A 25577-nucleotide genomic window follows, 5' to 3' on the forward strand; every position below is an offset into this window, starting at 1 on the left:
AAGTGGCGAATCGCACAAGTGTCAGGTGCCCACCCTTAACAACCCGTATGCGTTCGAAGGCAAAAGCTACTCCGCGCGTGACCAATATGCACGCGGTTAGTACGAAAAATTTCGTACCGCAGGCGGAGCAAGGTCTCCGGTTTGAGTTACGTCTGCGCGGTAGCAGCTGTCGCCTCGATGAGCGCCTCGGCGAACGTCTCGAGATCCTCAGTCGAGGTGTCGACATGCGGGGAGATCCGCAGTACCGGGCCCGTCATCTCCATCGGGGCACGTTGCACTCCGCCGTAGGTGGTCAGGATCCGGCGCTCGGCAAACAACCAATCCCGCACCCCTTGCGGGTCCACGCCGTCGGTGGGCGCCAATGTGGTTATCGCGCTTGGCTCTTCGGCCTCCTCGACCACCGCCCAGCCGTCGACATCGGCCAGCAGCCTGCGGGCGATCGCCCCCAATTCGGCCAGCCGGGCCCGGATGAGCTCCGGCCCGCACGCCAGGTGCTCGCCCACCGCTACCGAAAATCCCACTCGGGCAGCAACATTCGCCTCACCGAAACCCAGGGGCGCCCGCGGCGTCAGCCGTTGCATCAGTTCGGGGCGGATCACCAGCACGCCGACACCGCGCGGCCCCGCCATCCATTTACGCGACGAGGAGTACGTGACGTCGGCACCCACCGCACAGTCAATCTGTCCTAGCGCCTGTGCGGCGTCCACCACCAACGGCACACCGAGCTCGCGGCACAGTTCGGCCATCATCGACAGCGGCTGCACGATGCCGCGGTGGCTGGCCACCGGTGTCAGGTGCACCAGGTCGGGCGGGTTGTCTTCCAGCTCGAAGGCCGCGTCATCGATCGCCAGCCGGCCGTCGTCCAGAGCCGGAAGCTGACGCACCTCGAATCCGTGCGCCTCCATCACCGCCAGGTTGGGTCCGTATTCACCAGGCAGGCAGGCCAGCTTGCGACGATCCCGCGGCCAACTGCCCAACAGCACATCGAGGGCATTCAACGAGCCGGTGGTGTAGACGACCTCGGCATCGGTCAGGCCGCAAAGCTTCGCTACGGCAGCGCGTCCCGCGTCCAGCACCGCGCCCGCCGCCTCGGCCGCCACGTACCCGCCGACCTCGGATTCGTGCAGCGCATGCCGGGCCGCCGCGTCCAGTGCCGCCAGGCTCTGCCGCGAGCAGGCCGCGCTGTCCAGATGCAGGCCGGCAACCGGCGGCCGGGCCGCGCGCCACCGTTCGGCCAGCGCGTGAGGGTGGCTCACTTGGCGGCCAGCGACAATCCGAAATCACCCGCCTCGTCGGTCCACCAACGAATCCGGCGCAAGCCGGCCGCGGACAGTTCGTCACTCACCGCATCCGGCCGGAATTTGCAGGAGACCTCGGTGATCATCTCCTCGCCGGCGCCAAAGTCGACGGTCAGGTCCAGCGCATCGACACGCACCTGCTGGGGCCTGGTGGAGCGCAACCACATCTCGATGCGCTCCTCGTCGCTGTTCCAGCGCGCGACGTGTTCAAAGGAGTCGACGTCGAAATCCGCGTCAAGCTGCCGATTGATCACGGAGAGCACATTGAGGTTGAATCGCGCCGTCACCCCGGCCGCATCGTCGTAGGCCCGCACCAGCCGACCGGTGTCCTTCACCAGATCGGTGCCCAGCAGCAGACTGTCCCCCGGCTGCATCACCGCGGATAGTGCCGCGAGGAAGTCGGCGCGAGGCTCCGGCGTCAGGTTCCCGATCGTCGAGCCCAGAAACACGAAGAGTCGGCGCCCACCCCCCGGAATTTCGGCCAGGTGTTCCTCGAAATCCCCGCAGACAGCCCTGATTTCGATGCCCGGGTACTCGCCCTGGATGGCTCTGGCGGCCGCCGACAGCACACTGGCGTCGACGTCGAACGGAACGAAGCTGCGCAGTGACGCCCGGTCGCGCAGCGCGTCGAGCAGCAGCCGGGTCTTCTCCGATGTCCCGCTGCCAAGTTCGACCAGGGTGTCGGCCTGGCTGGCCGACGCGATCTCGGCGGAGCGGGCACGCAGAATCTCGGCCTCGGCGCGCGTCGGGTAATACTCCGGCAGCCTGGTGATCTGTTCGAACAGGTCGCTGCCCGTCGCATCGTAGAACCACTTGGGCGGCAACGACTTCGGTTGCTGCTGCAGGCCGACGAAGACGTCGCGCCGCAGCGCGTGCAACGCCGAGTCTTCGGCCAGGTGGTTGGACAGCGTGAGCGTCATCAGAATCCTTTCGAGCGGTTCAACGCAGTCAACACGATTTGGTCACCGGTCACTTCCACCAGATGCCGGTCGGGGATGTCTTCCCAGTCCGGGTCGTCATCGTAGGGTTCGCTGGCCAGCACCACGCCGTCGGCACGGCGCAGGATCGACAAGGTGTCTCCCCAGGCCGTGGCTAGCAGCCGGGAACCGTTGGCCGCCATGATGTTCAGCCTGGCCAGCGGGTCCGTCGAGCCGACCTCGATGATCGTGTCCCCCAGCGCGTCCAGACCGCGGTCGAAGATGGCCGCGGCCAGAACCGCACTGTCACAGACGGATTCGGCGTTCGCCGAGAGTGGCAATACCGCGCGGTCGACAATTCCGTTGTGCGACAACAGCCATTGCCCATCGGTGAACGGCGCGGTCGCGCTGGCTTCGAGCGGCATGCCGACGGTCGCCGAGCGCACCGCCGCTACCACGCAGTGACTTCGCAGCACCGGCGCCACCGAGTCGAACGAGGCGTCCCCCCACAGCGGCGCCGGACTGCGCCAGCGTCGCGGCGTGGGGTCCGGGAGATCCGAGAAGAAGCCCACGCCCCAACCGTCGGCGTTCATCAGCCCGTGTTTCTGCCGGCGCGGCGCGTACGACTGCACCCGCAGACCCTGCGGCGGGTCCAGGACCAGGGAAGAGACGCTGACCGGTGCACCGAGCCAGCCCAGATGACGACACATCAGGCGTCCCAGGCCAACCGGACACCCGAGAAGATCTGCCGACGGTAGGGATGGTCCCAATTGCGGAAGCTGGGACGCAGGATGGACTGTTCGACCGCCCACGAGCCGCCGCGCAGCACCCGGTAGTCGCCGTCGAAGAAGGGCTGGGAGTAGCGCTCGTAGATCATCGGCACGAAACCCGGCCAGGGACGCAGCGGCGAACTGGTCCATTCCCACACGTCGCCCAGCATCTGCTCAGCGCCATATGCCGAGGCACCGGCCGGGTAGGCGCCGACGGGAGCGGGGCGTAACGCGGTGCCACCGAGATTTGCTCGCTCAGGCGTCGGGGGTTGGTCACCCCACGGGTAGCGCCTGCGGGACTCGGTCGCCGGATCCCAGGCGCAGGCCTTCTCCCACTCGACCTCGGTGGGCAGCCGGGCACCCGCCCAGGACGCGAACGCCTCGGCCTCGAAATACGAGACGTGCTGCACCGGCTCGTCGCCGGGAATCTCCTCGGTGTAGCCGAACCGGGTTCGGGTGTCGGCGTTCCAGAACTGGGGTGCGCTGAGGCCGGCCTGTTGCCGATGCTGCCACCCGCGGTCGGACCACCACCGCGGCTGGGTATAGCCCCCGTCGTCGATGAAGTCGCGCCATTGCGCGTTCGTGACGGGTACCCGTCCGATCCGGAAGCTCGGCACCTCCACCACGTGCGCGGGCCGTTCATTGTCCAGCGAGTAGGGCTCGGTGGCGGCGTCCACGCCGAGGACGAATGGTCCTGCGGGCACCAGCACCGACGTTCCAGCCAGTTCCGGCCGTCCGGCGGGGACCGGCGAGATCTCCCGCAGCAACGGGGCGCCGGAACGCAGGTTCAACGCCTGCAGCATGGTCTCGCCATGCTGATTTTCGTGGCTGATGACCAGGCCGAACTGGAAGTCCGCCGCGTCTTCCGGCAGGGCGTCCAGAGCGTCCAGTGCGGCGTCGCGGACCGTACGGCAGAACGTGCGCGCCTGGGCCGGGGACAACAGCGGCAGCTCCACCCGGCTGGCCCGGGAGTGCACGAACGCGTCGTAGAGTCCTTCGATCTCGAGAGGCAGCATGCCCGGCCGATCCGGGTTGCCGCCGCGCAGCAACCACAGCTCTTCCTGCTGACCGATATGCGCCAAGTCCCACACCAGCGGGCTCATCAGCGGGTCGTACTGCCGGCGAAGTTCGTCGTCGTCGAAATCCACCAACCGTAGGGTCCGGGTGCGTGCCCGCTCCAGGTCGCCGGCCAGTTGTTCCCGTGCTGCTGTCACTGCTCCCCTTGTGCCGCAGCGGCGACAGTGGCCGCGATTCCGTGCTCGATGACGCGATCGGAAAAGTCGTCCGCCGGACATCGCCCGGTTTCGACATTCAGCATCATTTGCTGCATCGCGGTAGCCAGTTCGGCCGGAGCCCGCTCGGCGGCGATGGACAGGCACTGGTTGGCCGCCGCGTAGAGCCGCCGATCCCGCAGGCCGACCCGGGCGGCGGTGTCCCAGGCGGTGGCGACCGGTTCGACGGCCGCGGCGGCCAGGTCGGCGGCCGCCGGATCGTCGAGCAACGTCGTCAGCGTGAACACCAGCGCGGGCCAGATCGCGTCGGGGACGCTGTCGAGGTAGCGGATCTCCAGCCACTGCCGCGGCCGCACCGGGGGAAACAGCGTGGTCAGGTGATATTCCAGGTCGGCGATGGTGGGCCGGCGGTCGCCGAGCAGCACCCGGCCGTCCACCCAGTCGGTGAACGGCACGTAGTTCGTCACCGCCATCGCGTCCGGGGCATGCACCATCATCACGGGCGCCTTCAGCGCATAGCGGGCCCAATCGGTGCCGGGATCATCTCCGCTGACCCCCAGCACAGGTCCGCAGCGCGCCGAGTCCATCTGGCCCCACACCCACTGCCGGGTGGACTGCCAGCCGGAGAATTCGCCGGCCAGCATCGGGGAGTTGGCGGCGATGGCGATCATCGTCGGCCCCAGGGCGTGTGTCAGGCGTACCCGGTCGGCCCAGCCCGCCTGCGGGCCGGCGTCCAGGTTGAGCTGGATCGACGCCGTTGACGTCATCATCGCGGCGCCGGCGGCTCCGCTGTCGCTGGCGGCGAAGAACTGCTCCATGGCGCGATACCGGGCGCCCGGGTTGACGCGCTCCGGCGACCGCAGCGGGTCGGCCCCCAGGAAAACCAGGCCCAGACCCGCCTCGGCCAGCGCATTCCTCAGCACCGCCTGGTCACGCGTCATGGCATCGATCGCGGGCAGCACTCCGTCGCCAGGCGGACCCGAGAGTTCGATGGCGCCGCCCGGCTCCACGGTGACGGCGCTGCCGCCCGGGAGTGGGCTCAGCCACTCGAGCACGTCGCTGATCTCGTCCCAGCTCGGCCGGCGCAGCGGATCGGCCGGGTCGAAGCAGTGCGCCTCCAACTCCAGGCCGACACGTCCCAGAGGTCCGTCAACCAGGCAGCCTTCGGCGATGTGTGCTGCGACGGCGGCCGAACTGGTCAATTCCTCATTGGCCAGATCGATCTTGTCCAGCTGCGAGCCCGCGGTAGCGGCGATGCGCGTCATTTCACAATCCCTCCGGGGCAGCTGGATGCGCAGCTATCGCAACGATAACCACCATCACTTCATCTTCCAGAGAGCACCGACATATTCCCGACCTTTTCAGCTGCACGAGGGAGAGGGATACCCAGTTCTCGCCTCGGCTACTGACCCAGCGCGTTCTGCATCGCCCCGGCCAACACGTTGACCGCAGGGCCGGCGTTGCCAGATTGGCAGACCTTGGCCTGAAGCAATACGTTTTCACGCAGCCGGGTTTGAACGAAGCACCGGCGATCTGTTCCCGCCTCCTGCTTGGTCCAGTTCTCGTCGGTAGCGCCGGCCGGTCCCCCGGCGAACGACCACACCTGGGTGGTGCCGTTGTCCAGATGCATGGCGGTCGTCTGGCCCGCGCAGCCCGCGGTTCGGTCGACCACGCGGTGGAACGCGCGGTCGGCCGCGTCGCCGGTGGCGAAGACGCCGATCGCCTGCTTGACGAGGTGATTCTGGTCGTTGGCCGACGTCTGCGCGGTGGCTCCGTTGAACGCAGCCAGGTCTGGATCGTTGTACACCTCGGGCAGGCCGATCTCCGCCCAGTTGTTGCACACCGGCAGATCGACCGAGTAGGCCTGGAACGGTTCGGTGAACACCGCCTCCCAGCCCATCGGGGCGCCGACGATGTTGCCCACCGACCCCTTGCCGAGCACGGCGTAGGACACCACTCCCGGCTCCGACGGATGGGCCGCTGCGTTGGCAGCTCCGCCGATGGCCAGGCCGATGCCCACCGCTGTGACGGCAAGGCGCATGCCGGGCTTAGACCTTGGCCGAGTCGGCGACGTCGACGTTGCCCTTGGTGGCCTTCGAGTAGGGGCAAACCTGGTGGGCCTGGTGGACCAGGTCGTCGGCTGCGCCCTGCTCGAGTCCGGGCAGGTAGCCGACGATCTTGCCGGTGAGGCCGAACCCGCCGTCGGAGTCCTTGCCGAACCCGATCTCGACGGTGACGTCGGTGGCATCATCGAGCTTGACCTTCGATTTGCCCGCCACCAACCGCAGTGCGCCGAGGAAGCACGCCGCATAGCCGGCCGCGAACAATTGCTCGGGGTTGGTGCCCTCGCCGTTGCCGCCCATCGCTTTCGGGGGGCGGGTGTCCAGGTCGACGCGACCGTCGTCCGACTTGACGTGGCCGTCGCGGCCGCCGCCCGTCGCCGTGGCTGCGGTGGTGTAAACGACTTCGATGCTCATGGGCTCGATCATGCCAGCCTGAGCTGACTCAGCCCAGGTTCGCCCGAACCCCCTCTTCGACCTTCTTGCCGAGATCGGGGTCGACGTTGCGCCAGTATTCGAACACCCGGGACAGCACCGGTTCCTGCACACCCTTGGAAACGTGTCCAATGATGTTGTGCGCCAATCGATCCCGGGCATCGTCGTCGAGCACCTCGCGAACCAAAGTGCCGGCCTGACCCCAGTCGTCATCGTCGGGACGCAGCGTGTAGGCGGCACGGATCATCTCGCCGTCGGCCTGCCAGCGCACTTCGGCGGCGCGCGCCGGGTCGGCGTGCGGGCCACCGAAGGAGTTGGGCGCGTACACCGGGTCGGACGCATTCTTGATCCGCATGGCGCCGTCTTTGGAGTAGCTGTTGACCTCCACCTTCGGCGTATTGACCGGAATCTGTTTGTAATTCGTGCCGAGTCGGGCCCGGTGTGCGTCCGAGTAGGAGAAGCCGCGCGCGAGCAGCATCTTGTCCGGGCTCAGGCCGGTACCGGGCACGATGTTGTTCGGCTCGAAGGCGGCTTGCTCGATCTCGGTGTGGTAGTCGGTGACGTTGCGGGTCAGCGTCAGCTTGCCGACGTCGATCAGCGGGTAGTCGCCGTGCGGCCACACCTTGGTCAGGTCAAAGGGGTTGTACCGGTAGGTCTTTGCCTCCTCGAACGGCATGATCTGCATCTTGAGCGTCCAACTCGGGAAGTCGCCGCTTTCGATGGTTTCGTACAGATCGCGCTGGTGGTAGTCGCCGTCCTCGCCGGCCAACCGGTCGGCGTCCTCCTGGGTCAGGTAATCGATGCCCTGGTCGCTGATGAAGTGGTATTTCACCCAGAAGATCTCGCCGGCGGCGTTGATCCAGCTGTAGGTGTGACTGCTGTAGCCGTTCATGTGACGCCAGGTCTTCGGGATGCCCCGGTCCCCCATCAGCCAGGTCACCTGGTGCGCCGACTCCGGCACCAGCGTCCAGAAGTCCCACTGCATGGTGTGGTCCCGCAAATTCGTTGCCTGCATGCGCTTTTGGGACCGGATGAAGTGCTGGAACTTCATCGGGTCGCGGATGAAGAAGACCGGCGTGTTGTTGCCGACCATGTCGAAGTTGCCCTCCGACGTGTAGAACTTCAGCGCGAAGCCGCGCGGGTCGCGCCAGGTGTCTGGGCTGCCCCGCTCACCCGCCACGGTCGAGAACCTGATCAACGTGTCGGTCTTGGTACCGGGCTGGAACACCGCCGCCCTGGTGTACCGGCTGACGTCGTGGGTGACCTCGAAGTGCCCGAAGGCGCCACCGCCCTTGGCGTGCGGTTGGCGCTCCGGGATCCGTTCCCGGTTGAACTGCGCCATCTGCTCGATCAAGTAGTGGTCCTGCAACAGGATCGGGCCGTCGGGACCGAGGGTCAAAGACTGCTCGTCGCTCGGGGCCGGGCTGCCGCCGTCTGTGGTGGTGTAGCGTTCCGTCATTTCGCTATCTCCTCTATATGAACAATCGAAAAATTAAGCGCATACCGGTAATTCGGGTGATCTACCCGTGATACCCCGCGCGCCCGCGCCCCGAAACTAGGGGCGGGTGGGCGGTGTGCTGGGAGCGGTCGGAGCGGACGTCGGTGTCTGACCGGGAGTCGCACCAGGCGGGACGGCACCGGGGGCACCGGGGCCACCCGGACCACCGGGGAACATGCCGGGAGGAGGCGGCCCGCCCGGGTAGCGGAACTGCCAGCCGGGACCACCGTAACCGCCGGGACCGCCGGGGCCGTCGGGCCGGAACATGCCGTGGTGGTGGTGTCGGTGGTAGTAATGCCCGCCACCGATGATCATGGCTGCGGTGAACAGGACGGTGGATGCGATGAATACGATCCCGGCGACGATCACCACCCAGGCCGCGACCACGTAGAGACGCGGCGGCTTTTCCCGGTACTCCGGCCTGGGCGGCGGCGCGGTGGCCACCGACGGCGGTGCAGCGGCAGGTTCGGGTGTTTCACTCATACCTTCGAATATGGTCCAGGCCCGCAGCAGCGTAAAGGGGCGCGGTCACAAAGTTGCCGTGAATTGATGAAGCCCGGCGCTCGTGGTTGAGCGCCGGGCTGTCGGTTGAGTGCGTTCAGCGACCGGGTGTGGGCGAAGGCGTGACGGACGGGCTGACCGAGGACGGCACCTGGGCGGGTCCGCCCGGTCCGCCGGGTCCGTTGCCCGGACCGACCTGCTGCGCCCCACCATTGGTGGGGAATCCCGAGCGGTGCATCATCGCCGGGTGGTGCTTGTGGTGGCGGTGCCCGCCGCCGTGCCCGGCGGCCAGGCCCAGCCGGAAGCCGGTGAAGAAGATGACCGAGACGATGAAGACGATCCCGGCGACGATGGCTACCCATGCCGCGGCCTTGAAGACCTTGGGCGTCCGGTGTTCGACCCGCTCAACGGGCGGTGGTGGGGCTACTGCGGTCGAAGTCCGCGTAGTGGGGGTGTCAGAAATTTCGCTCATGCCACGAATGATCGGGGCCGAACAGTAGTGACCGCTATGCGCTGGTTATGTACCAGCTGTGAGCACGAAAGCGACCCTGAACTGGCAGGATCTGGAACGCTACGCCGACGGGCCGGGGACGATCGACAGCGCCTTGGCGACGGCGCCCTCGGTCCAGGACGACGGATGCCGGCGCATCGCCTCATCGATTTCGACTGAACGCCGTCTCGCGGCGTGCCATTTGCGGTGGGACTGCAGGGCAATGATGTTGGTCTCCCGGGCTGACGCCATGGTTCCGGTCCCCTCTCGCCCCGCCAGACGTGCGGTCCGACATATCTATGCGAACAGGCCGAGCCGCGAGCCGGTAGGGACCGAAGTCCTCACTGTCTCCGAGCGGCGGCGCCAGGCCTGATTGACCCGCTCTAGCTGCGGGTATAGCTCGTTATGTACGCCGCGAAATTGCACACGCGCCAGTCCCCTGCCAGACACCATCTCGGAGCGCTCGCGGCCGCCGCGGGACTCGGCCTGGCGGCCTGGTTCGGCGCCGGGATCGCCCACGCCGATGACAACCACGAGCGCGAAGCCTGCGCGTTGATGGACGACAGCAACAGCGCAATCCACTTCGGATATGGCGAATCCGTCTTGCAGTACGCCTATGCGGTGCTTTCCACCAAAATGCCGCCGGAAAACGCATCGCACGTGCTGTTCACCGCCACTCGTAACCAGTGCCCCAACCACGCGGCCGACCTACCCCCCGGCTGGCGGTAGGTCACGGCTTGAACGGGTTGACCGCGTACTGAATCACCCGGTACGGCGCATCCTGGCGCGCTCGGGTGTCCCACTGGCTGACGAATATCCGCAGTTCATCGATCGTGGACCCAGGTGAGATGTAACCGCCGTAGGGCTGGGAGAGCCGGTTGTCGTACGGCGGCGGGAGGCTTTCGGGTGGATCAGGCCAGTCGTCGTCGTGCTGCACCACCGTGGTCACCGGCGCGGAACCCAGCGCGGTGGGATCGGCGGCCACCCGGACCTCCATGTCGCCGGTGGTGGCGTTGAAATACGACAGCACCGTCATGCCGTCGATCTGTTTGATGCTCATCTCGCCGACCAGGTCGGGCCAGAGCGGCGTTGGCGCTTTGTTCCATCCCGTGTTCCAGCCGGCGCCGGCCGACCAGCCCTGCCAGCGGGACCGGTCGGTGAACGCCTCGGGGGTCGCCCGGTACAGCACCACCGGTTGCCGCCGCGTGAAGCTGTTGGCCACGATGTACACCCACCCGGTCGGCGAGTCCGGCCTGGGAATCGGGTCGTAGTACCCGCTGATCTGGGTTTGCCGGCCGCCCTGGAAGGACGCCGTGCGCACCGACCCGGCAACCGTCTCCCACCCGCCGCGGGCCGGGTCGACGCGGACCAGCCGCGAATTCTGCGGCTCCAGATTCTTCGTCGTCGCCACCATCAGATAGTTGCGCCGGTTGATCTGCACCACCCCGGCGGGCAGTTGCGACGCCCCCGGCGGTGTGGGTTCGGCCAGCAACGGCCGGCTGATGCCGGTGACCCCCGTGTAGCGAACGCCGTCGGGGTCGTCGACGGAGTCGGTGTCGACGCGCAAGGCGACCGGGGCATACCAGCCGCCGTATCCCACGCCCTGGCCGGCGAAGCTGTCGCCGCAGACCTGCAGCAGTTGGCTGGGGAATTCGACGAACTCACACAGGTCGGTGGCGCCGATGCCGTAATCCGCGGTGGCAGTGCCCGTTCCGGCGACCGGTCCCATCCGCAGTACCTGACCGGGTGCCAGCGGCTGCAGCACCGGCTGCGGCGCGGGCGCCGGCGGGTCGGCGTGGGCAGGCCAAAGACCTTGCGAGGCAACACAATACAAAACGAAGGCGCACCGCGCGAGCAGGGCGGAGCGCACCCGTCGACTACAGCTCGGCGGCCAGCAGTTCGGCGATCTGGATCGTGTTCAGCGCCGCCCCCTTGCGCAGATTGTCTCCCGACACAAACAGGGCCAGGCCGCGTCCGTCCGGCACCCCCGGGTCCTGCCGGATGCGGCCGACGAGCGATTCGTCGACGCCCGCGGCGGCCAGCGGCGTCGGCACGTCGACCAGCTTCACCCCCGGCGCATCGGCCAGCAACTCGCGGGCCCGCTCCGGCGAGAGTGGGCGGGCGAATTCGGCATTGATGGACAGCGAGTGGCCGGTGAACACCGGCACCCGCACACAGGTCCCGCTGACCAGCAGGTCAGGAATGCCGAGGATCTTGCGGCTCTCCGAGCGCAATTTCTGGTCCTCGTCGGTCTCACCCGATCCGTCGTCGACCAGCGAACCCGCCAGCGGCACCACATTGAACGCGATCGGTGCCACGTACTTGCTGGGCGGCGGGAAGTCGATGGCGGCGCCGTCATGCACCAACTGCTCGACGTCGTCGATGACCGCGCGCGCCTGCGTCGCCAGTTCTTCGACTCCGGCCAGACCACTGCCCGAGACCGCCTGGTAGGACGAGGCGATGAAGCGGGTCAGCCCCGCCTCGTCGTGCAGCACCTTGAGCACCGGCATCGCGGCCATGGTGGTGCAGTTCGGGTTGGCGATGATGCCTTTCGGCCGGCGGTGTGCGTCGCGCTTGAAGTTCACCTCGGAGACCACCAGCGGCACGTCCGGGTCCTTGCGCCAGGCCGACGAGTTGTCGATCACCGTCACACCGGCGGCGGCGAACCGCGGCGCCTGCGTCTTGGACATCGCTCCCCCGGCGGAGAACAACGCGATGTCCAGCCCGCTGGGATCGGCCGTCTCGGCGTCCTCGACCTCGATCTCCTGCCCGCGGAACGGCAGTTTGCGGCCCTGCGAGCGGGCTGAGGCGAAGAACCGCACCGAGCTGGCCGGGAAGTCGCGCTGGTCGAGCAGCGTGCGCATCACCTGGCCCACCTGACCGGTGGCGCCTACAACTCCAACGGCAACCATCGTTATCGCCCCGTCCCTGCGTACACCGTCGCCTCCTCCTCGCCGCCGAGCCCGAACGCCTCGTGCAACGCAACGACGGCCTTATCTAGTTCGGTGTCGCGGCACAGCACGGAGATGCGGATCTCGGAGGTGGAGATCAGCTCGATGTTGACGCCGACCGCGGCCAGCGCCTCACAGAAGGTCGCCGTCACGCCGGGGTGGCTACGCATGCCGGCGCCGATCAGCGAGACCTTGCCGATGTGGTCGTCATAGAGCAGCTGGGTGAAGCCGATCTCGTCCTTGAGCGAGTCCAGTTTGGCTACGGCGACCGGCCCGCTGTCGCGTGAGCAGGTGAAGGTGATGTCGGTCTTGCCGTCCTCGACCTTGGACACGTTCTGCAGGACCATGTCGATGTTCACGTCGGCGTCGGCGACCGCCCGGAACACCTTGGCGGCGTACCCGGGGATGTCGGGAATCCCGACGATGGTCACCTTGGCTTCGCTGCGGTCGTGGGCGACGCCGGTCAGCAGGGGGCTTTCCATAGGTGTGTCCTTGATCGATCCGACGACGACGGTGCCCTCTTTGTCCGAATAGGAAGACCGGACGTGCACCGGAAGGTTGTAGCGGCGGGCGTATTCGACGCAGCGCAGCATCAGCACCTTGGCGCCGCAGGCCGCCATTTCGAGCATCTCCTCGAAGGTGACCGTGCTGAGCTTGCGGGCATTGGGCACGATGCGCGGGTCGGCGCTGAAGATGCCGTCGACGTCGGTGTAGATCTCACACACGTCGGCGCCCAGCGCCGAGGCCAGCGCGACGGCGGTGGTGTCCGAGCCGCCACGGCCCAGGGTGGTGACGTCGCGGGTGTCCTGGCTGACGCCCTGGAATCCGGCGACCAGCACGACCCGGCCCTCATCGAGCGCGGCCTGCAGCCGTCCCGGCGTCACGTCGATGATCTTCGCGTTGCCGTGGGTGCCGGTGGTGATGACCCCGGCCTGCGAGCCGGTGAAGGACCGGGCGTGGGCGCCCAAAGACTCGATCGCCATCGCCACCAGCGCGTTGGAGATGCGCTCGCCCGCGGTCAGCAGCATGTCGAGTTCTCGCGGCGGCGGGACCGGACAGACCTGTTGAGCCAGGTCCAGCAGGTCGTCGGTGGTGTCACCCATCGCAGAAACGACGACCACCACGTCGTTGCCCTGCTTCTTGGTCTCCACGATCCGCTCGGCAACGCGACGAATCCGGTCGGCGTCGGACACCGAGGATCCGCCGTACTTCTGCACGACGAGCGCCACTGATCAATTCCTGTCTTGGACGGGCCTGAATTAAGTCCACAACAGAATACGTGGCGGCGCATCTCGATTGATTTCGACGCTGTGACGCATCACGGCCGGTGCGCCGCGTGGGTTTCTCATTTGTGGATATCCAAGAGGTATGGCCCACGATCCCGATGAAGAAACAGACCGTAGCCGGCACCGCTTGCGCCGAACGCGGGATCGACTACGCAAGTGGCCCACGCTCGATGTCGCCTATCGCATCGCCGTCGGCATCGTCGGTCTGGCCCTGCTGGCTGTGGGCGTCATCGCGATCCCCTATCCAGGTCCAGGGTGGGCAATTTTGTTCCTGGGATTGGCCGTCCTGGCTACCGAGTTCAGTGTCTTCCAGCGGCTGCTCAAATATCTGCGCGGTCGCTACGACGCCGGTATGGCGTGGTTCCGCCGACGGCATTGGACCGTGCAGGCGCTTGGGACGCTGTCCTCGATCGCCGTGACGGTCGGGACGTTGTGGCTGATGGGAGCGGTTGACTGGACTGCCAATATGGTCGGGTGGGATTGGGGATGGTCAATAAGCCCGCTTGGGCTCTGAGACCATTTAGGCCGATGCGTGGTTTTGGGTGATTGAGCGGATCGCGGTAGAGTTCACACCGTGCAGCGGGTGCTCCTTCTCGGACGCCGCGACGGGGTCTGATCCAGACCGGCTTCCCGTCGCGGGTGTTCGCGATGCGCCGGTCTGAGGTTCCCTCTCAAACATCCCCGGAGCAACTACCGTGACTAATCCCGATTCACCCGACGCTTACGTTTCAGCACGCACCATCAACAAACCCGCCGGCCCGCCCCGGCCTGGGCAGCCCGCGTGGAATCCCCAGCGCGGCACGTCAATGCCGGTCAACCGGTACCGTCCGTTCGCCGATGAGGTCGAGCCCATCCGGGTTGCCGACCGCACCTGGCCCGACCGCGTCATCGAGAACGCACCACTGTGGTGCGCGGTGGACCTGCGCGACGGCAACCAGGCACTGATCGACCCGATGAGCCCGGCCCGCAAGCGCCGCATGTTCGACCTGCTGGTCCGCATGGGTTACAAGGAGATCGAGGTCGGTTTCCCCTCGGCCAGCCAGACCGATTTCGACTTCGTCCGCGACATCATCACCGACGGCGCCATCCCTGAGGACGTCACCATCCAGGTGCTCACCCAGTGCCGGCCCGAGCTGATCGAGCGCACCTTCCTGGCCTGCGAAGGCGCGGCGAACGTCATCGTGCACTTCTACAACTCCACCTCGATCCTGCAGCGCCGCGTCGTCTTCCGGGCCGATCGGGCAGCCGTGCAGGAGATCGCCACCGCCGGCGCCCGCAAGTGCGTCGAGGAGGCGGCGAAGTACCCGGGCACCCGCTGGCGGTTCGAGTACTCGCCGGAGTCCTACACCGGGACCGAGTTGGAGTACGCCAAGCAGGTGTGCGACGCCGTCGGCGAGATCATTCAGCCGACGCCGGACAACCCGATCATCTTCAACCTGCCGGCCACCGTGGAGATGGCGACGCCCAACGTCTACGCCGACTCGATCGAGTGGATGAGCCGCAACCTGGCCCGCCGCGACTCGGTCATTCTGAGCCTGCACCCGCACAACGACCGCGGAACTGCCGTCGCCGCAGCCGAATTGGGCTATCAGGCCGGCGCGGACCGGATCGAGGGCTGTCTGTTCGGCAACGGCGAGCGCACCGGCAACGTCTGCCTGGTCACGTTGGGCTTGAATCTGTTCTCCCGCGGCGTCGACCCGCAGATCGACTTCTCCAACATCGACGAGATCCGCCGCACGGTCGAGTACTGCAACCAGCTGCCGGTGCACGAGCGGCACCCGTACGGCGGGGACCTGGTCTACACGGCGTTCTCCGGCAGCCACCAGGACGCGATCAACAAGGGCCTGGACCAGATGAAGTTCGACGCCGATGCCGCCGACAGCGACGTTGAAGACATGCTCTGGCAGGTGCCTTATCTGCCGATCGACCCCAAGGACGTCGGGCGCACCTACGAAGCGGTGATCCGGGTCAACTCGCAGTCCGGCAAGGGCGGGGTGGCTTACATCATGAAGGCCGACCACGGGCTGGCCCTGCCGCGCCGGCTGCAGATCGAGTTCTCCCAAGTCATTCAGAAAATGGCCGATGGCGAGGGCGGAGAGGTGTCGCCCAAGGAGATGTGGGAGGCGTTCTCCGAGGAGTACCTGGCCCCGATCCTGCCGCTGGAACGCATCAAGCAACGGGTCGATGCGTCTGAGGAAGACACCGGCACCACCACCATCGCCGCGACGGTCAAGATCGACGGGGCGGAGACCGAGATCACCGGCACCGGCAACGGTCCGCTGGCGGCGTTCGTCCACGCGCTGGGCACCGTCGGGTTCGATGTCGCGGTGCTGGACTACTCCGAGCACGCGATGAGCGCCGGCGACGACGCGCAGGCGGCTGCGTACGTGGAGGCGTCGGTAGCCGGCAGGACGGTGTGGGGCGTGGGCATCGCGCCGTCGATCACCACCGCGTCGCTGCGGGCGGTGGTGTCGGCGGTCAACCGCGCGTCGCGTTAGCGGTCGAAAAACGCCTTCAGCAGCCGGTCGACGAGCCGAGCCCGCCCGGCATCGTCGAGCCGGCTGGGGATGGTGAGCTCGCTGAAGACGTAGCCGTTGAGCAGGCGGCTCAGCTCATCCATCTGGTCGGCCGTGGGATCCATACCGGCGGCGTCGAAGATCAGCGTCGCCGACTTCACTGCCGCTTTCTGCAGCTCGTCAAGGAACGGTCGAAGTTCAGGGCGGCGAGTGCCTTCCATGAACAACTCGAAACGGGCCAGCGTGTTGCGGCGAAACTGTTCGTCGGTGTCGGAAAGCATCCGTGTCATCAGTGCGCGCAGCCCGTCGAGCGTGATCGACCCGATCGCGGACTGCAGCGCGTGCACCCGTTCCCAGTGCAGGTCTACAGTGCGGTGCGCGGTGGCTTCCAGCAGGGACTGACGGGTGCGGAAGTAGTTCGACGTGGTGCCGGCCGGTAACGCAGCAAGCTCGTCAACATGTCGATGCGTCAGACCCCCGACCCCCTCGGCGGCAAGTATGCCGATTGCGGTGTCGAGGATCTGAGCGCGGCGTTCTGGGTTCGGGGGCATCAATCAGTCTTGGTAGCAGGCTCGTAGCGCAACCGCCAGAACGTTGTGAGGAACACCGGGTAGACGACGATGAGCAGCAGATAGCTGAACCACATCGGGAACCAAGTGACGATTGCGACGTTCAGGCTGATGTACGAGATGTACACGTGCAGGGGAACGCTGCCGGCGATATACACAACCGAGGCTCTGAACACCGCACGTCCGCGTTTGGTGGCGAACCGGACCCGGCGCCACACCAGGATCCCGGTGATGGCCGCGTATGTCATCGGGACGAGTAGGACCCGATCGCTGCTCACCGTCACCAGGTGATTGAGGGCAAGCGCGTCACCGAGCAGCACTCGGTCGAGATGCAGGATCACGCCCAAACCGATGGTGATCATGGCCGCTTCCCGGAAGAAGTAGCCGTGCCGACGGTACGAACTCCAGAGGGAGCGGTCTTCCTGATGTTGTACTACACCTGTAGTGGTTGTCATGAACGCGAGGCTACCACTACAGATGTAGTACATACAAGGGGCGGGCCCGGCCTCGCCGGGGTAAGGAAGGCCGGGCCCGTGCTTGGGTTAGACAGCGAGCAGTCGCTCGAAGAACTCGCGGTAGTGCATCAGCGCCAGGCGCAGGTCTTCGGTGGATGCCTCCTCGCCGCGTGACCACTGCTCTTCCAGCCGCGACCGCGCCTGCGCGAATCCGGTGGTGAGCTGGTCGACCAGGTCGGAGACCAACACGTCGGCCTTCTGGACGCAGTCCTTGGGGTCATCGACGAAGGCGGCTTGCACGCCGGCCCACCGGGACCGCAGATCCGCGAGGTCCGCGTCACCGAAAAGCGTTTCCTCCGTTGATGATTGGCTTTGGTCGTGGCCCACGTCGTGGGAATGCTGCACCGGGGCCGCGGGTGCCTGCTGCTGTGGCTGCACGTGTTCCTCGGCCGGCGGCGTCGGCTGAGATTCGTTGTACCCGGGCGGCTGGGATTCGTCGTATGCGGGCCGCTGGGTGTCGTCGTATGCACCCCGCTGGGAATCGTCGTACGTGCGCCGCTGGGGCTCGTCGTATGCACCCCGCTGGGAATCGTCGTATGCGCCGCTCATGTCGGTTCGCTGATCGTGCGTAGTCATTTCTTCGCCTCCTGTGGTGTTGTCTCCAAAAGCTTTTCGAACAGCGCCCGGTAGTGGACGAACGCTTCTCGCTGCTGTTCGGTGCTGACCTCGCCGTGCTGTTGCGACAGGTGAACCGCATGCGCGGCGCGGTAGTTATCGACGATCTGCGGATGGTCCACCGAGATGTCGGCCGCTCGCTGGTCGAAATCGTCTACGGGATAGCCCCTTTGACGCATCACGTCGGTCACCAGCCGATCCGCGACGCCGACGGCAGCGGTGGGGTTGTCAACGAACGCCGTCTGCACTTGATTCCAGCGGGTGGTGAAATCCGACCGCGCGGCAGGCGGCAACGGAACGATGTTGAGCTTCTCCCGCTTGTGTTCCCGCGCGATCAGCTCCTTCTCCGCTGCTCTCTGGCCGCCGGCCTCCGATACCAGGCGCTCGTATTCCGGACCGTAGTGCTGCCGCAGCCGCTGTGTCCTGCGGCGATTCATTGCATAGCCGATCGCGCCGATCAGCAGGGCGACGGCGATTACGGCGAAGACCGCAATCAAAATCGTTTCCCAAGTGGGCATTTCGCGCTCCTCTCGTACATATGTTGAATAGCCGTCTGCCCCAGGGCTAAACGTCGATCGCGAAATCGGAAGTAATAGGTCCCGCCTTTCGTTGGGGCAGTGACCAATTCAGTCGACCACCCTTACGGGGGGTACCAATACACCCCTAAGGGGGTAATCTCCCCGGCATGCCGCCAGCATCCGGCACACCGATCACGATTGCGCTCGTGGACGACTACGACGTCGTCGTCAAGGGCGTGGCCAACATGCTCGACCCGTACCGCGACCGCATCGTGATCGCCGAACTCGACGCCTCCATGCCCGTCGAGGACGCGGTGGACATCGTCCTCTACGACTCGTTCGCGCAGCCCGAGTCCGATCACGAAGAGATCGGGCACCTGGTGGCCAACCCCCGGTCACACCGAGTTGTGGTGTACACCTGGAACTTTCACCCGGACCTCATCGAGAGCGCGCGGCGCCACGGTGCCCATGGTTACCTGTCGAAGACGCTGCCCGCCCGCGAACTCGTTGCCGCGCTGGAAGCCGTGCACGCCGGGGACGTGGTGATCAGCGACGTAGCGATGCGGGCCCGCAGCGCACCCGGCCTAGACTGGCCCGGACGCGGCGAAGGGCTCAGCGACCGGGAGGCGGAGATCCTGGCGTTGATCACCCAGGGCAAGAGCAATGCCGACGTCGCCCGGCTGACCTACCTGAGCCCCAACACCGTGAAGTCCTACATCCGGACGATCTACCGGAAGATCGGGGCCGAAAGCCGCACGCAGGCCGTGTTGTGGGGCGTCGATCACGGGTTCACCCCGGACCATCACCGCATCGAACACTGGCGCGGCGGCCCCTGAAAAACGTAGCCACCGCTACTGGAGTGCTTCAGAACAGTGCGAACTGCTCGTCGACCATCGCGGTGTCGGCGAACTCCTCCATGCTGCGACCGCCCACCACCGCGCCCACGCCGTCCATGAACTGCACGTCGGAGACCACCGGCACGCCGAGTTGCAGGGCGTGATAGCCCTTGCCCTGCTCGGGAGCGGCTTCGTTGCACACCACCAGAGAGGTTTCCCGGTCGACGTCGTCGCTGTAGGCCAGCCCGGCGTACAGCATTCGCTCGACGAGCTCCTCATGCGTCCGTCGCACCTCGGCCGCCAGGGCCACCCGCATGCCCTGGACCAGGGGCCTGCCCCGCACATAGCGGCCGGGGTTCAGATACGGACAGGGCATCCGGGCGGCGAGCGCCTTGAGCGGTCGCAGCTCATCGTGCGTCACCCGGCCGTTGGGCCAGCGGTGCCGGGTCACCGGCCGCACCGGCAGCCAGATGTCGCGGTCCCGCGCCCGCTCGAGCGCGGGCCCCAGGATGCCGGTCAGCACCATCGCGTCGTCGAACGCGTCATGCGGGCGTTCCTGGGTGACGCCCCAGTGCGCGGCCAGCGTCTCCAGCCTCAGATTGTCCACACCGAGTTCGAGCCGGCGGGCCAGCTCAACCGTGCACATGACGGAGTCGATAGGCAGTTCCGCCTCGGCGATCTCGGCTTCGGCGGCCAGGAACGAATAGTCGAAGGCGACGTTGTGCGCGACCAGGGTGCGGCCGCGCAATACCTCGGTCAGGTCGCCGACGATGTCGGCGAACTGTGGCTGATCTTCCAGCATCGCGGCGGTGAGCCCGTGCACATGGGTGGGACCGGGATCCACTCCCGGGTTGAGCAAGCTCACAAATGACTGTTCGACGCGGCCGCCGGCGTCCAGGCCCAGCGCCGCGACGCTGATGACCCTGGCCTGACCCGGGCGAAAACCCGAGGTCTCGACGTCGATGACGGCCCATCCCGCGTCCGGCTCCCGCGCCGGCCGACCCCAGGACATCCGGTTCATGCCTTGAGAATGGCACGTCTGACCGACATCGCTGGTTCGCTGCGCCGTCGTGTCCCCCCTTAAACTGCGCGGGTGATCACCACGCGCGCACGTCTGGCACTTGCCGCCGGCGCAAGCGCGCGGTGGGCGTCGCGAGTCACCGGCCGCGGCGCCGGCGCCATGATCGGCGGACTGGTTGCCATGACACTGGACCGGTCGATATTGCGGCAGCTCGGGGTGGGCCGGCGCACGGTCATCATCACCGGCACCAACGGCAAGTCGACCACCACCCGGATGACCGCGGCGGCCCTGAGCACGCTGGGGGCCGTGGCCACCAACGCCGAGGGCGCCAACATGGACGCCGGCCTGGTGGCGGCCCTTGCGGCGGATCGGCGGGCCGGACTGGCGGCGCTGGAAGTCGACGAGATGCACGTGCCGCACGTGTCGGATGCGGTCGAACCGACCGCCCTCGTGCTGCTCAACCTCTCGCGCGATCAGCTCGACCGGGTCGGCGAGATCAACGTCATCGAGCGGACCCTGCGAAGCGGCCTGGCGCGGCATCCGGACGCGGTCGTGGTGGCCAACTGTGACGACGTGTTGATGACCTCGGCCGCCTACGACAGCCCGAATGTGGTGTGGGTGGCCGCGGGCGGCTCATGGGCGAACGACTCGGTGAGTTGCCCCCGCAGCGGCGAGGTGATCGTTCGTGAAGAGGGTCATTGGTATTCCACGGGCGCCGACTTCAAGCGGCCCGACCCGCAGTGGTGGTTCGACGACCAGACGCTGTTCGGACCCGACGGGCTGGCGGTGCCGATGCGCCTGGCGCTGCCCGGAACGGTGAACCGCGGCAACGCCGCCCAGGCAGTCGCCGCCGCCGTCGCGCTGGGCGCCGACCCGGCCAAGGCGGTGGCGGCCGTCTGCATGGTCGACGAAGTCGCGGGACGGTACCGGACGGTCCGGGTCGGGACGCACGACGCGCGGATCCTGCTGGCCAAAAACCCGGCCGGCTGGCAGGAGGCGCTGTCGATGGTGGACAAGCACGCGGACGGCGTGGTGATCGCGGTCAACGGCCAGGTGCCCGACGGCGAGGACCTGTCCTGGCTTTGGGACGTGCGCTTCGAGCACTTCGAACAGACCCGGGTGGTGGCCGCGGGCGAACGCGGCACCGATCTCGCGGTGCGGCTCGGGTACGCCGGCGTCGAGCACACGCTAGTGCACGACACGGTGGCGGCCATCGAGTCCTGCCCGCCCGGGCGGGTCGAGGTGGTCGCCAATTACACCGCGTTCCTGCAGCTCAACCGGAGGTTGACGCGACGTGGCTGAAACTGTGCGGATCGGCCTGGTCCTGCCCGACGTCATGGGCACCTACGGCGACGGCGGCAACGCGGTGGTGCTGCGGCAGCGGTTGCTGCTGCGCGGCATCCCCGCCGAGATCGTCGAGATCACGCTGGCCGATCCGGTGCCCGACTCGCTGGACCTCTACACACTGGGCGGCGCCGAAGACTACGCCCAGCGACTGGCCACTCGGCATCTGCTGCAGTACCCGGGCCTGCAGCGTGCGGCCGACCGCGGGGCACCGGTGCTGGCCATCTGCGCCGCAGTCCAGGTGCTGGGCCACTGGTACGAAACGTCGTCGGGCGAACGGGTGGACGGTGTCGGCATGCTGGACGCGACGACGTCGCCGCAGGACACCCGGACCATCGGCGAGCTGGTGTCCAAGCCGCTGCTGCCCGGTTTGACTCAGCGGTTGACGGGTTTCGAGAACCACCGCGGTGGGACGGTGCTCGGACCGGCCGCGTCTCCGTTGGCCGCGGTCACCAGGGGCGCGGGCAACCGGGCCGGGGACGGTTTTGACGGCGTGGTGCAGGGCAGTGTGGTGGCGACCTACATGCACGGGCCGTGCCTGGCGCGCAATCCGGAGCTGGCCGACCATCTGTTGAGCCAGGTGGTCGGCGAGTTGGCGCCGCTGGAGCTACCCGAGGTGGACTTGTTGCGCCGCGAGCGGCTGGGAGCCTAGAACGCCTGGAGCCAGTCGCCCAGGCCCTCGAACGCGGGGCTGTTGGCCAGCGCCGCATACAGAGGTGTGTCCGCCGCGATCGCATGACCGGCCACCGGCGTGATCTGGCTTTCCAGCCCCGCTACGGGCCCCGCCGCGCCGGCGCCGCCACTCACCACGGTTTCGGCCTGCAACGCCGCCTGGTTGGCGGCGTCCACGGTCGCATAGGACTGCGCGCCCGCCCGCAGCAGCTGCACGAACTGCTCATGGAAAGCCCCGGCCTGCGCGCTCAGTTGCTGATAAGCCTGGCCGTGCCAGCCGAACATCGCCGATATCGCCGCCGACACCCCGTCCGCGCCCGGCGCCGGCACGGCCATCGTCGGCACCGCCGCGGAGGCGTTGGCCGCCGCGAGGGTGGAGCCGATTCCTGCCAGATCCGCCGATGCCGCCTCGAGCAGTTCCGGTCTTGCGCTGACGAACGACATCGCCATCCCTTCCGCCACGGGTCCGATTGCGGTGGCTCAGTAATGCATTTCGTCCGTCGTGGCCGAAGCGTTATCAGGACACCGGCACGGATTTAGAATCCCCTCGGGGGCTGGAAGAAATGGATCGCCATGGCCCCTGATTTCAAGGCCCCTGATTTCAAGGCCAGTGCCAGAGTCGTTGGGCTGGCGGCCGTGGCCTGCTCGCTACTCGGATGCCCCTACACCGCCCAGGCCGACCCGAACACCAGCGGGATGCACGGCGACCCGGGCGCGGCCGCAGCGTACTGGCGCTATCAGAAGCAGGACCGCGACTGCGGGGAGATGGCCGTCGCCGACGTGATCGGCCAGCTCACCGGCAACGAGATCTCGGAGGAGGAGATCGACGGCGCGGCCGGCAACATCCCCAGCAGCTCCCATGCCGGACCGATCTACGCCCCGGGCAACCGGACCAGCAACCGGGACCTGCCGGTGCTGCTCGCGCACTACGGCATCGCGTCCGACGGGATCAAGACCGACCGACCCGCGCTGGAACGTGCCCTGGATCAGGGCCGCAAGGTGATCGCCGGGGTCAACAACAGAATCCTCTGGGACGAGGGCGGCGACCGCAGCCGGGAGAACCACTTCGTGGTCGTCACCGGCATCGACACCCGAGGCGACATGGTGCATCTCAACGACAGCGGCATCAAGGCCGGCCGCGACGAGCAGGTCTCGCTGGCCACCTTCGAGGCGGCGTGGGCCACCAGCGGCAATTTCGCCGTCGTGACCAGGTGATCGTGACCTGATCCTGGGTCAGACCATGGCCCGGCGGCCCGTCAGCGCACGGCCCAGCGTCAGCTCGTCGGCGAACTCCAAGTCACCGCCCATCGGCAATCCGGACGCGATGCGCGTCACGGTCAGGCCGGGGATGTCGCGCAGCATCCGGACCAGGTATGTGGCGGTCGCCTCGCCCTCGGTGTTGGGGTCGGTGGCGATGATCACCTCGGCGATGTCGACGTCGTCGACGCGCTGACCAATACGGGTCAGCAGCTCCCGGATCCGCAGCTGCTCGGGCCCGATTCCCGACAGGGGATCCAGCGCACCACCCAGGACGTGGTAGCGACCACGGAATTCCCGGGTGCGCTCGACGGCCTGGATGTCCTTCGGCTCCTCGACCACACACACCAGCGAGCCGTCGCGGCGGGGATCGGCACAGATCCGGCACCGCTCGTCGTCGGACACGTTGCCGCAGACCGCGCAGAACCGGACGCCGTCGCGGACCTTGCCCAGCACGGCGGTCAGCCGGTCGATGTCCGGCGGTTCCACCGACAACAGATGGAAAGCGATGCGTTGCGCGCTCTTGGGTCCGATGCCCGGCAGCTTGCCGAGCTCGTCGATCAGATCCTGAACCGGTCCCTCAAACATTCCGCAGATCAGACCCCCGGCACACCGGGCGGCGGTCCCGGAGGGGCGGGCGGGCGCATGCCACCGGCCAGCGCACCGAGGCGCTCCTGCGCCATCGTGGTGACCTGCCTGGACGCGTCGCCCATGGCGCCGACGATCAGGTCCTGCAGGGTCTCGATGTCGTCCGGGTTGACGACCTTGGGGTCGATCGTCACGCCGATGACTTCACCGCTGCCCTTTACGACGACCTTGACCAGTCCCCCGCCGGCTTGACCGTGCACCTCGGAGTTAGCCAACTGCTGTTGGGCTTCCAATAGTTTCTGCTGCATCTGCTGTGCCTGCGCCAGCAGCTGCGACATATCGCCTCCGGGTTGCATGACAGTCCCCTCGCATCTTGGTCTCGAGTTGGTTTCGCCTGCGGTTGTCGGGCGATTTGAAACATTCAGCGTAGTCCGCACCGCGTTACCTTGGCGCAGTGGACGTACGTGTAGGCCTGCGTGTCGGGTTAGCCATGCTCATCGGGGTGCTCGTTGCTGCTGCCCAGCCGCTGATGCCCAGCGCCGCCGCGGCGCCGGCCAACCTCGCGGGAATGGTGGTGTTCATCGATCCCGGCCACAACGGCGCCAACGACGCCTCCATCGGGCGTCAGGTGCCTACGGGCAGGGGCGGCACCAAGGACTGCCAGGCCAGCGGCACGTCGACCAACAGCGGATATCCGGAGCACACCTTCACCTGGGACACCGCGCTGCGGCTGCGCGCCGCGCTGAACGCGCTTGGCGTACGCACGGCGATGTCGCGCGGCAATGACAACGCCCTGGGCCCGTGCGTCGACGAACGCGCCAACATGGCCAACGCGCTGCACCCCAACGCCATCGTCAGCCTGCACGGCGACGGCGGCCCGGCGTCGGGACGCGGTTTCCACGTCAACTATTCGTCCCCGCCGCTGAACGCCGCCCAGTCGGGGCCGTCGGTGCAGTTCGCCCGCGTCATGCGTGACCAGCTGCAGGCATCGGGCATCCCGCCGGCCAACTACATCGGGCAGGGCGGCCTCTACGGCCGCGCGGATCTGGCCGGGCTCAACCTGGCGCAGTACCCGTCGGTCCTGGTGGAACTGGGCAATATGAAGAATCCCGCGGACTCAGCGCTGATGGAGTCCGCAGAGGGCCGGCAGAAGTACGCCGACGCGCTGGTGCGGGGCGTCGCGGGATTCCTGGCAACCCAGGGGCAGGCGCGCTAGCCGGGTCAGCCCTCTCAACCCCTTTAGCCCTCGACTTCCTTTTTCAGGTTGTCCAGCACCTGGCCCTGGATCTTCTTCAGCCCGAGCGGTGCGAAGGTCTTCTCGAAAAAACCTTTGACCCCGCCGGCACCGGTCCAGGTGGTGGTGACGGTGACGCTGGATCCCGGTCCAGCGGGAGCCACCGTCCAATTGATCACCATCGACGAATTGGCGTCCTTCTCGATGACGGTGTGACCCGCGACGTCCACACTGACCTGCACGTTGCGTACCCGCGACTCGGTCGCCTGCAGGCGCCACTTGGCCACGGTCCCCTGCCCCTGTCCGCCCTCGAGCACCTCGTACTCGCTGTACTGCGGTGAGAGGATCTTCGGGCGGACGGTTTTGTAGTCGGCGACCGCGTCGAGCACCTTCGCGGGCTCCGCCTGGATCAAGACGGTGCTGGTTGCTTTCACCTGTCCCATCAGGTGTCACT

31 protein-coding genes are annotated in these 25577 nt (G+C 67.1%); 8 read left to right on the forward strand and 23 right to left on the reverse strand.

Features of this window, described 5'->3' with window-relative positions:
* Window positions 1–146 precede the first annotated feature (146 nt).
* The 11 genes from egtE to C0J29_RS33030 form a co-directional block, all read right to left on the reverse strand.
* Window positions 147–1256, reverse strand: a complete 1110-nt coding sequence (egtE, locus tag C0J29_RS28775) for an ergothioneine biosynthesis PLP-dependent enzyme EgtE (RefSeq protein WP_242460571.1) — start codon at window positions 1254–1256, stop codon at window positions 147–149.
* Window positions 1253–2218: an L-histidine N(alpha)-methyltransferase gene (gene egtD, locus C0J29_RS28780; protein WP_065045779.1), complete on the reverse strand. Its 966-nt coding sequence runs from the start codon at window positions 2216–2218 to the stop codon at window positions 1253–1255. The genes egtE and egtD overlap by 4 nt, the downstream gene beginning before the upstream one ends.
* On the reverse strand, window positions 2218–2925 hold the full coding sequence (egtC, locus tag C0J29_RS28785; protein ID WP_120794300.1) for an ergothioneine biosynthesis protein EgtC: 708 nt from the start codon (window positions 2923–2925) through the stop codon (window positions 2218–2220). Before egtC ends, egtD begins: the two co-directional genes overlap by 1 nt.
* Complete coding sequence (egtB, locus tag C0J29_RS28790) at window positions 2925–4199, reverse strand: ergothioneine biosynthesis protein EgtB (protein WP_242460572.1); 1275 nt, start codon at window positions 4197–4199, stop codon at window positions 2925–2927. Before egtB ends, egtC begins: the two co-directional genes overlap by 1 nt.
* On the reverse strand, window positions 4196–5482 hold the full coding sequence (gene egtA, locus C0J29_RS28795; protein WP_120794302.1) for an ergothioneine biosynthesis glutamate--cysteine ligase EgtA: 1287 nt from the start codon (window positions 5480–5482) through the stop codon (window positions 4196–4198). Before egtA ends, egtB begins: the two co-directional genes overlap by 4 nt.
* Before the next feature lie 137 nt (window positions 5483–5619).
* On the reverse strand, window positions 5620–6258 hold the full coding sequence (locus C0J29_RS28800) for a sensor domain-containing protein (protein ID WP_065045775.1): 639 nt from the start codon (window positions 6256–6258) through the stop codon (window positions 5620–5622).
* A gap of 7 nt (window positions 6259–6265) precedes the next feature.
* Window positions 6266–6694, reverse strand: coding sequence for an organic hydroperoxide resistance protein (locus C0J29_RS28805; protein WP_174814875.1), 429 nt, complete (start codon window positions 6692–6694; stop codon window positions 6266–6268).
* Window positions 6695–6722: 28 nt separating this feature from the next.
* Window positions 6723–8171: a catalase gene (locus C0J29_RS28810; protein ID WP_065045773.1), complete on the reverse strand. Its 1449-nt coding sequence runs from the start codon at window positions 8169–8171 to the stop codon at window positions 6723–6725.
* 96 nt (window positions 8172–8267) lie between these two features.
* Window positions 8268–8693 (reverse strand): hypothetical protein, encoded by a 426-nt coding sequence (locus C0J29_RS28815; RefSeq protein WP_120794304.1) that lies wholly within the window; start codon window positions 8691–8693, stop codon window positions 8268–8270.
* 115 nt (window positions 8694–8808) lie between these two features.
* A complete protein-coding gene (locus C0J29_RS28820) occupies window positions 8809–9192 on the reverse strand; it encodes a hypothetical protein (RefSeq protein ID WP_370530945.1) in 384 nt (127 codons plus the stop codon).
* A 90-nt stretch (window positions 9193–9282) separates the two neighbouring features.
* On the reverse strand, window positions 9283–9453 hold the full coding sequence (locus C0J29_RS33030) for a hypothetical protein (RefSeq protein ID WP_162951582.1): 171 nt from the start codon (window positions 9451–9453) through the stop codon (window positions 9283–9285).
* Window positions 9454–9621: 168 nt separating this feature from the next.
* Between C0J29_RS33030 and C0J29_RS28825 the strand changes: the two genes are divergently transcribed.
* Window positions 9622–9930 (forward strand): hypothetical protein, encoded by a 309-nt coding sequence (locus tag C0J29_RS28825; RefSeq protein WP_162951583.1) that lies wholly within the window; start codon window positions 9622–9624, stop codon window positions 9928–9930.
* Between the two features lies 1 nt (window position 9931).
* On the opposite strand, the gene C0J29_RS28830 is transcribed toward C0J29_RS28825, so the two are convergent.
* Genes C0J29_RS28830 through C0J29_RS28840 form a run of 3 tightly spaced genes read right to left on the reverse strand, consistent with a single transcriptional unit; the run spans window position 9932 to window position 13381 of the window.
* Window positions 9932–11071: a DUF4185 domain-containing protein gene (locus C0J29_RS28830; protein ID WP_120794306.1), complete on the reverse strand. Its 1140-nt coding sequence runs from the start codon at window positions 11069–11071 to the stop codon at window positions 9932–9934.
* Between the two features lie 7 nt (window positions 11072–11078).
* Entirely contained in the window at window positions 11079–12113 is a 1035-nt protein-coding gene (locus C0J29_RS28835) for an aspartate-semialdehyde dehydrogenase (RefSeq protein WP_120794307.1), read from the reverse strand.
* Window positions 12114–12115: 2 nt separating this feature from the next.
* A complete protein-coding gene (locus C0J29_RS28840) occupies window positions 12116–13381 on the reverse strand; it encodes an aspartate kinase (protein WP_065045767.1) in 1266 nt (421 codons plus the stop codon).
* 139 nt (window positions 13382–13520) lie between these two features.
* Here C0J29_RS28840 and C0J29_RS28845 point away from each other — a divergent pair, with 139 nt between their 5' ends.
* Both C0J29_RS28845 and leuA read left to right on the forward strand, forming a co-directional pair.
* Window positions 13521–13952, forward strand: a complete 432-nt coding sequence (locus tag C0J29_RS28845; RefSeq protein WP_120794308.1) for a TIGR02611 family protein — start codon at window positions 13521–13523, stop codon at window positions 13950–13952.
* Between the two features lie 181 nt (window positions 13953–14133).
* The gene (leuA, locus tag C0J29_RS28850) at window positions 14134–15936 is read left to right on the forward strand and encodes a 2-isopropylmalate synthase (protein ID WP_120794309.1); all 1803 of its coding nucleotides are present in this window, start codon (window positions 14134–14136) and stop codon (window positions 15934–15936) included.
* Here leuA and C0J29_RS28855 read toward each other — a convergent pair.
* The 4 genes from C0J29_RS28855 to C0J29_RS28870 all read right to left on the reverse strand — a co-directional run bounded on the left by C0J29_RS28855 (window position 15933) and on the right by C0J29_RS28870 (window position 18171).
* Window positions 15933–16505: a TetR/AcrR family transcriptional regulator gene (locus C0J29_RS28855; RefSeq protein WP_120794310.1), complete on the reverse strand. Its 573-nt coding sequence runs from the start codon at window positions 16503–16505 to the stop codon at window positions 15933–15935. The two genes, leuA and C0J29_RS28855, sit on opposite strands and share 4 nt — an antisense overlap.
* Window positions 16505–16978: a hypothetical protein gene (locus C0J29_RS28860; RefSeq protein ID WP_065045763.1), complete on the reverse strand. Its 474-nt coding sequence runs from the start codon at window positions 16976–16978 to the stop codon at window positions 16505–16507. The genes C0J29_RS28855 and C0J29_RS28860 overlap by 1 nt, the downstream gene beginning before the upstream one ends.
* An 87-nt stretch (window positions 16979–17065) precedes the next feature.
* Window positions 17066–17614 (reverse strand): hypothetical protein, encoded by a 549-nt coding sequence (locus C0J29_RS34090; RefSeq protein ID WP_231513518.1) that lies wholly within the window; start codon window positions 17612–17614, stop codon window positions 17066–17068.
* A complete protein-coding gene (locus C0J29_RS28870; RefSeq protein ID WP_120794311.1) occupies window positions 17611–18171 on the reverse strand; it encodes a hypothetical protein in 561 nt (186 codons plus the stop codon). The genes C0J29_RS34090 and C0J29_RS28870 overlap by 4 nt, the downstream gene beginning before the upstream one ends.
* 167 nt (window positions 18172–18338) lie before the next feature.
* Here C0J29_RS28870 and C0J29_RS28875 point away from each other — a divergent pair, with 167 nt between their 5' ends.
* Window positions 18339–19007: a LuxR C-terminal-related transcriptional regulator gene (locus C0J29_RS28875; RefSeq protein WP_120794312.1), complete on the forward strand. Its 669-nt coding sequence runs from the start codon at window positions 18339–18341 to the stop codon at window positions 19005–19007.
* A 28-nt stretch (window positions 19008–19035) separates the two neighbouring features.
* On the opposite strand, the gene C0J29_RS28880 is transcribed toward C0J29_RS28875, so the two are convergent.
* Window positions 19036–20028, reverse strand: coding sequence for a DEDDh family exonuclease (locus tag C0J29_RS28880; protein ID WP_370530895.1), 993 nt, complete (start codon window positions 20026–20028; stop codon window positions 19036–19038).
* Between the two features lie 72 nt (window positions 20029–20100).
* On the opposite strand from C0J29_RS28880, the gene C0J29_RS28885 reads away from it, so the two are divergent.
* Window positions 20101–21330: a Mur ligase family protein gene (locus tag C0J29_RS28885; RefSeq protein ID WP_120794313.1), complete on the forward strand. Its 1230-nt coding sequence runs from the start codon at window positions 20101–20103 to the stop codon at window positions 21328–21330.
* On the forward strand, window positions 21323–22024 hold the full coding sequence (locus tag C0J29_RS28890) for a type 1 glutamine amidotransferase (protein ID WP_120794314.1): 702 nt from the start codon (window positions 21323–21325) through the stop codon (window positions 22022–22024). Before C0J29_RS28885 ends, C0J29_RS28890 begins: the two co-directional genes overlap by 8 nt.
* Here C0J29_RS28890 and C0J29_RS34570 read toward each other — a convergent pair.
* Complete coding sequence (locus tag C0J29_RS34570) at window positions 22021–22488, reverse strand: PE family protein (RefSeq protein WP_120795025.1); 468 nt, start codon at window positions 22486–22488, stop codon at window positions 22021–22023. The two genes, C0J29_RS28890 and C0J29_RS34570, sit on opposite strands and share 4 nt — an antisense overlap.
* A 129-nt stretch (window positions 22489–22617) precedes the next feature.
* Between C0J29_RS34570 and C0J29_RS28900 the strand changes: the two genes are divergently transcribed.
* Entirely contained in the window at window positions 22618–23259 is a 642-nt protein-coding gene (locus tag C0J29_RS28900; protein ID WP_120794315.1) for a C39 family peptidase, read from the forward strand.
* Between the two features lie 18 nt (window positions 23260–23277).
* Here the strand turns inward: C0J29_RS28900 and recR are convergent, their stop codons facing one another.
* Entirely contained in the window at window positions 23278–23889 is a 612-nt protein-coding gene (recR, locus tag C0J29_RS28905; protein ID WP_055580278.1) for a recombination mediator RecR, read from the reverse strand.
* An 8-nt stretch (window positions 23890–23897) separates the two neighbouring features.
* Window positions 23898–24245, reverse strand: coding sequence for a YbaB/EbfC family nucleoid-associated protein (locus tag C0J29_RS28910; protein ID WP_082978111.1), 348 nt, complete (start codon window positions 24243–24245; stop codon window positions 23898–23900).
* Window positions 24246–24343: 98 nt separating this feature from the next.
* On the opposite strand from C0J29_RS28910, the gene C0J29_RS28915 reads away from it, so the two are divergent.
* Window positions 24344–25105: an Rv3717 family N-acetylmuramoyl-L-alanine amidase gene (locus C0J29_RS28915; RefSeq protein WP_197748232.1), complete on the forward strand. Its 762-nt coding sequence runs from the start codon at window positions 24344–24346 to the stop codon at window positions 25103–25105.
* A gap of 23 nt (window positions 25106–25128) precedes the next feature.
* On the opposite strand, the gene C0J29_RS28920 is transcribed toward C0J29_RS28915, so the two are convergent.
* Window positions 25129–25566, reverse strand: a complete 438-nt coding sequence (locus tag C0J29_RS28920; RefSeq protein WP_120794317.1) for an SRPBCC family protein — start codon at window positions 25564–25566, stop codon at window positions 25129–25131.
* Window positions 25567–25577: the final 11 nt, after the last annotated feature.

It is taken from the genome of Mycobacterium paragordonae, from assembly GCF_003614435.1.
In the GTDB taxonomy this organism is placed as follows: Bacteria; Actinomycetota; Actinomycetes; order Mycobacteriales; family Mycobacteriaceae; genus Mycobacterium; species Mycobacterium paragordonae.

Excerpts from the sequence above, each read along its gene's own strand:
- egtD (WP_065045779.1), bottom strand. The coding sequence starts at position 2,218 with ATGACGCTCACGCTGTCCAACCACCTGGCCGAAGACTCGGCGTTGCAC.
- egtC (WP_120794300.1), bottom strand. The coding sequence starts at position 2,925 with ATGTGTCGTCATCTGGGCTGGCTCGGTGCACCGGTCAGCGTCTCTTCC.
- egtA (WP_120794302.1), bottom strand. The coding sequence starts at position 5,482 with ATGACGCGCATCGCCGCTACCGCGGGCTCGCAGCTGGACAAGATCGAT.
- C0J29_RS28800 (WP_065045775.1), bottom strand. The coding sequence starts at position 6,258 with ATGCGCCTTGCCGTCACAGCGGTGGGCATCGGCCTGGCCATCGGCGGA.
- C0J29_RS28805 (WP_174814875.1), bottom strand. The coding sequence starts at position 6,694 with ATGAGCATCGAAGTCGTTTACACCACCGCAGCCACGGCGACGGGCGGC.
- C0J29_RS28810 (WP_065045773.1), bottom strand. The coding sequence starts at position 8,171 with ATGACGGAACGCTACACCACCACAGACGGCGGCAGCCCGGCCCCGAGC.
- C0J29_RS28815 (WP_120794304.1), bottom strand. The coding sequence starts at position 8,693 with ATGAGTGAAACACCCGAACCTGCCGCTGCACCGCCGTCGGTGGCCACC.
- C0J29_RS33030 (WP_162951582.1), bottom strand. The coding sequence starts at position 9,453 with ATGGCGTCAGCCCGGGAGACCAACATCATTGCCCTGCAGTCCCACCGC.
- C0J29_RS28835 (WP_120794307.1), bottom strand. The coding sequence starts at position 12,113 with ATGGTTGCCGTTGGAGTTGTAGGCGCCACCGGTCAGGTGGGCCAGGTG.
- C0J29_RS28845 (WP_120794308.1), top strand. The coding sequence starts at position 13,521 with ATGGCCCACGATCCCGATGAAGAAACAGACCGTAGCCGGCACCGCTTG.
- C0J29_RS28855 (WP_120794310.1), bottom strand. The coding sequence starts at position 16,505 with ATGCCCCCGAACCCAGAACGCCGCGCTCAGATCCTCGACACCGCAATC.
- C0J29_RS28860 (WP_065045763.1), bottom strand. The coding sequence starts at position 16,978 with ATGACAACCACTACAGGTGTAGTACAACATCAGGAAGACCGCTCCCTC.
- C0J29_RS34090 (WP_231513518.1), bottom strand. The coding sequence starts at position 17,614 with ATGACTACGCACGATCAGCGAACCGACATGAGCGGCGCATACGACGAT.
- C0J29_RS28870 (WP_120794311.1), bottom strand. The coding sequence starts at position 18,171 with ATGCCCACTTGGGAAACGATTTTGATTGCGGTCTTCGCCGTAATCGCC.
- C0J29_RS28875 (WP_120794312.1), top strand. The coding sequence starts at position 18,339 with ATGCCGCCAGCATCCGGCACACCGATCACGATTGCGCTCGTGGACGAC.
- C0J29_RS28880 (WP_370530895.1), bottom strand. The coding sequence starts at position 20,028 with ATGAACCGGATGTCCTGGGGTCGGCCGGCGCGGGAGCCGGACGCGGGA.
- C0J29_RS34570 (WP_120795025.1), bottom strand. The coding sequence starts at position 22,488 with ATGTCGTTCGTCAGCGCAAGACCGGAACTGCTCGAGGCGGCATCGGCG.
- C0J29_RS28900 (WP_120794315.1), top strand. The coding sequence starts at position 22,618 with ATGGCCCCTGATTTCAAGGCCCCTGATTTCAAGGCCAGTGCCAGAGTC.
- recR (WP_055580278.1), bottom strand. The coding sequence starts at position 23,889 with ATGTTTGAGGGACCGGTTCAGGATCTGATCGACGAGCTCGGCAAGCTG.
- C0J29_RS28910 (WP_082978111.1), bottom strand. The coding sequence starts at position 24,245 with ATGCAACCCGGAGGCGATATGTCGCAGCTGCTGGCGCAGGCACAGCAG.
- C0J29_RS28920 (WP_120794317.1), bottom strand. The coding sequence starts at position 25,566 with ATGGGACAGGTGAAAGCAACCAGCACCGTCTTGATCCAGGCGGAGCCC.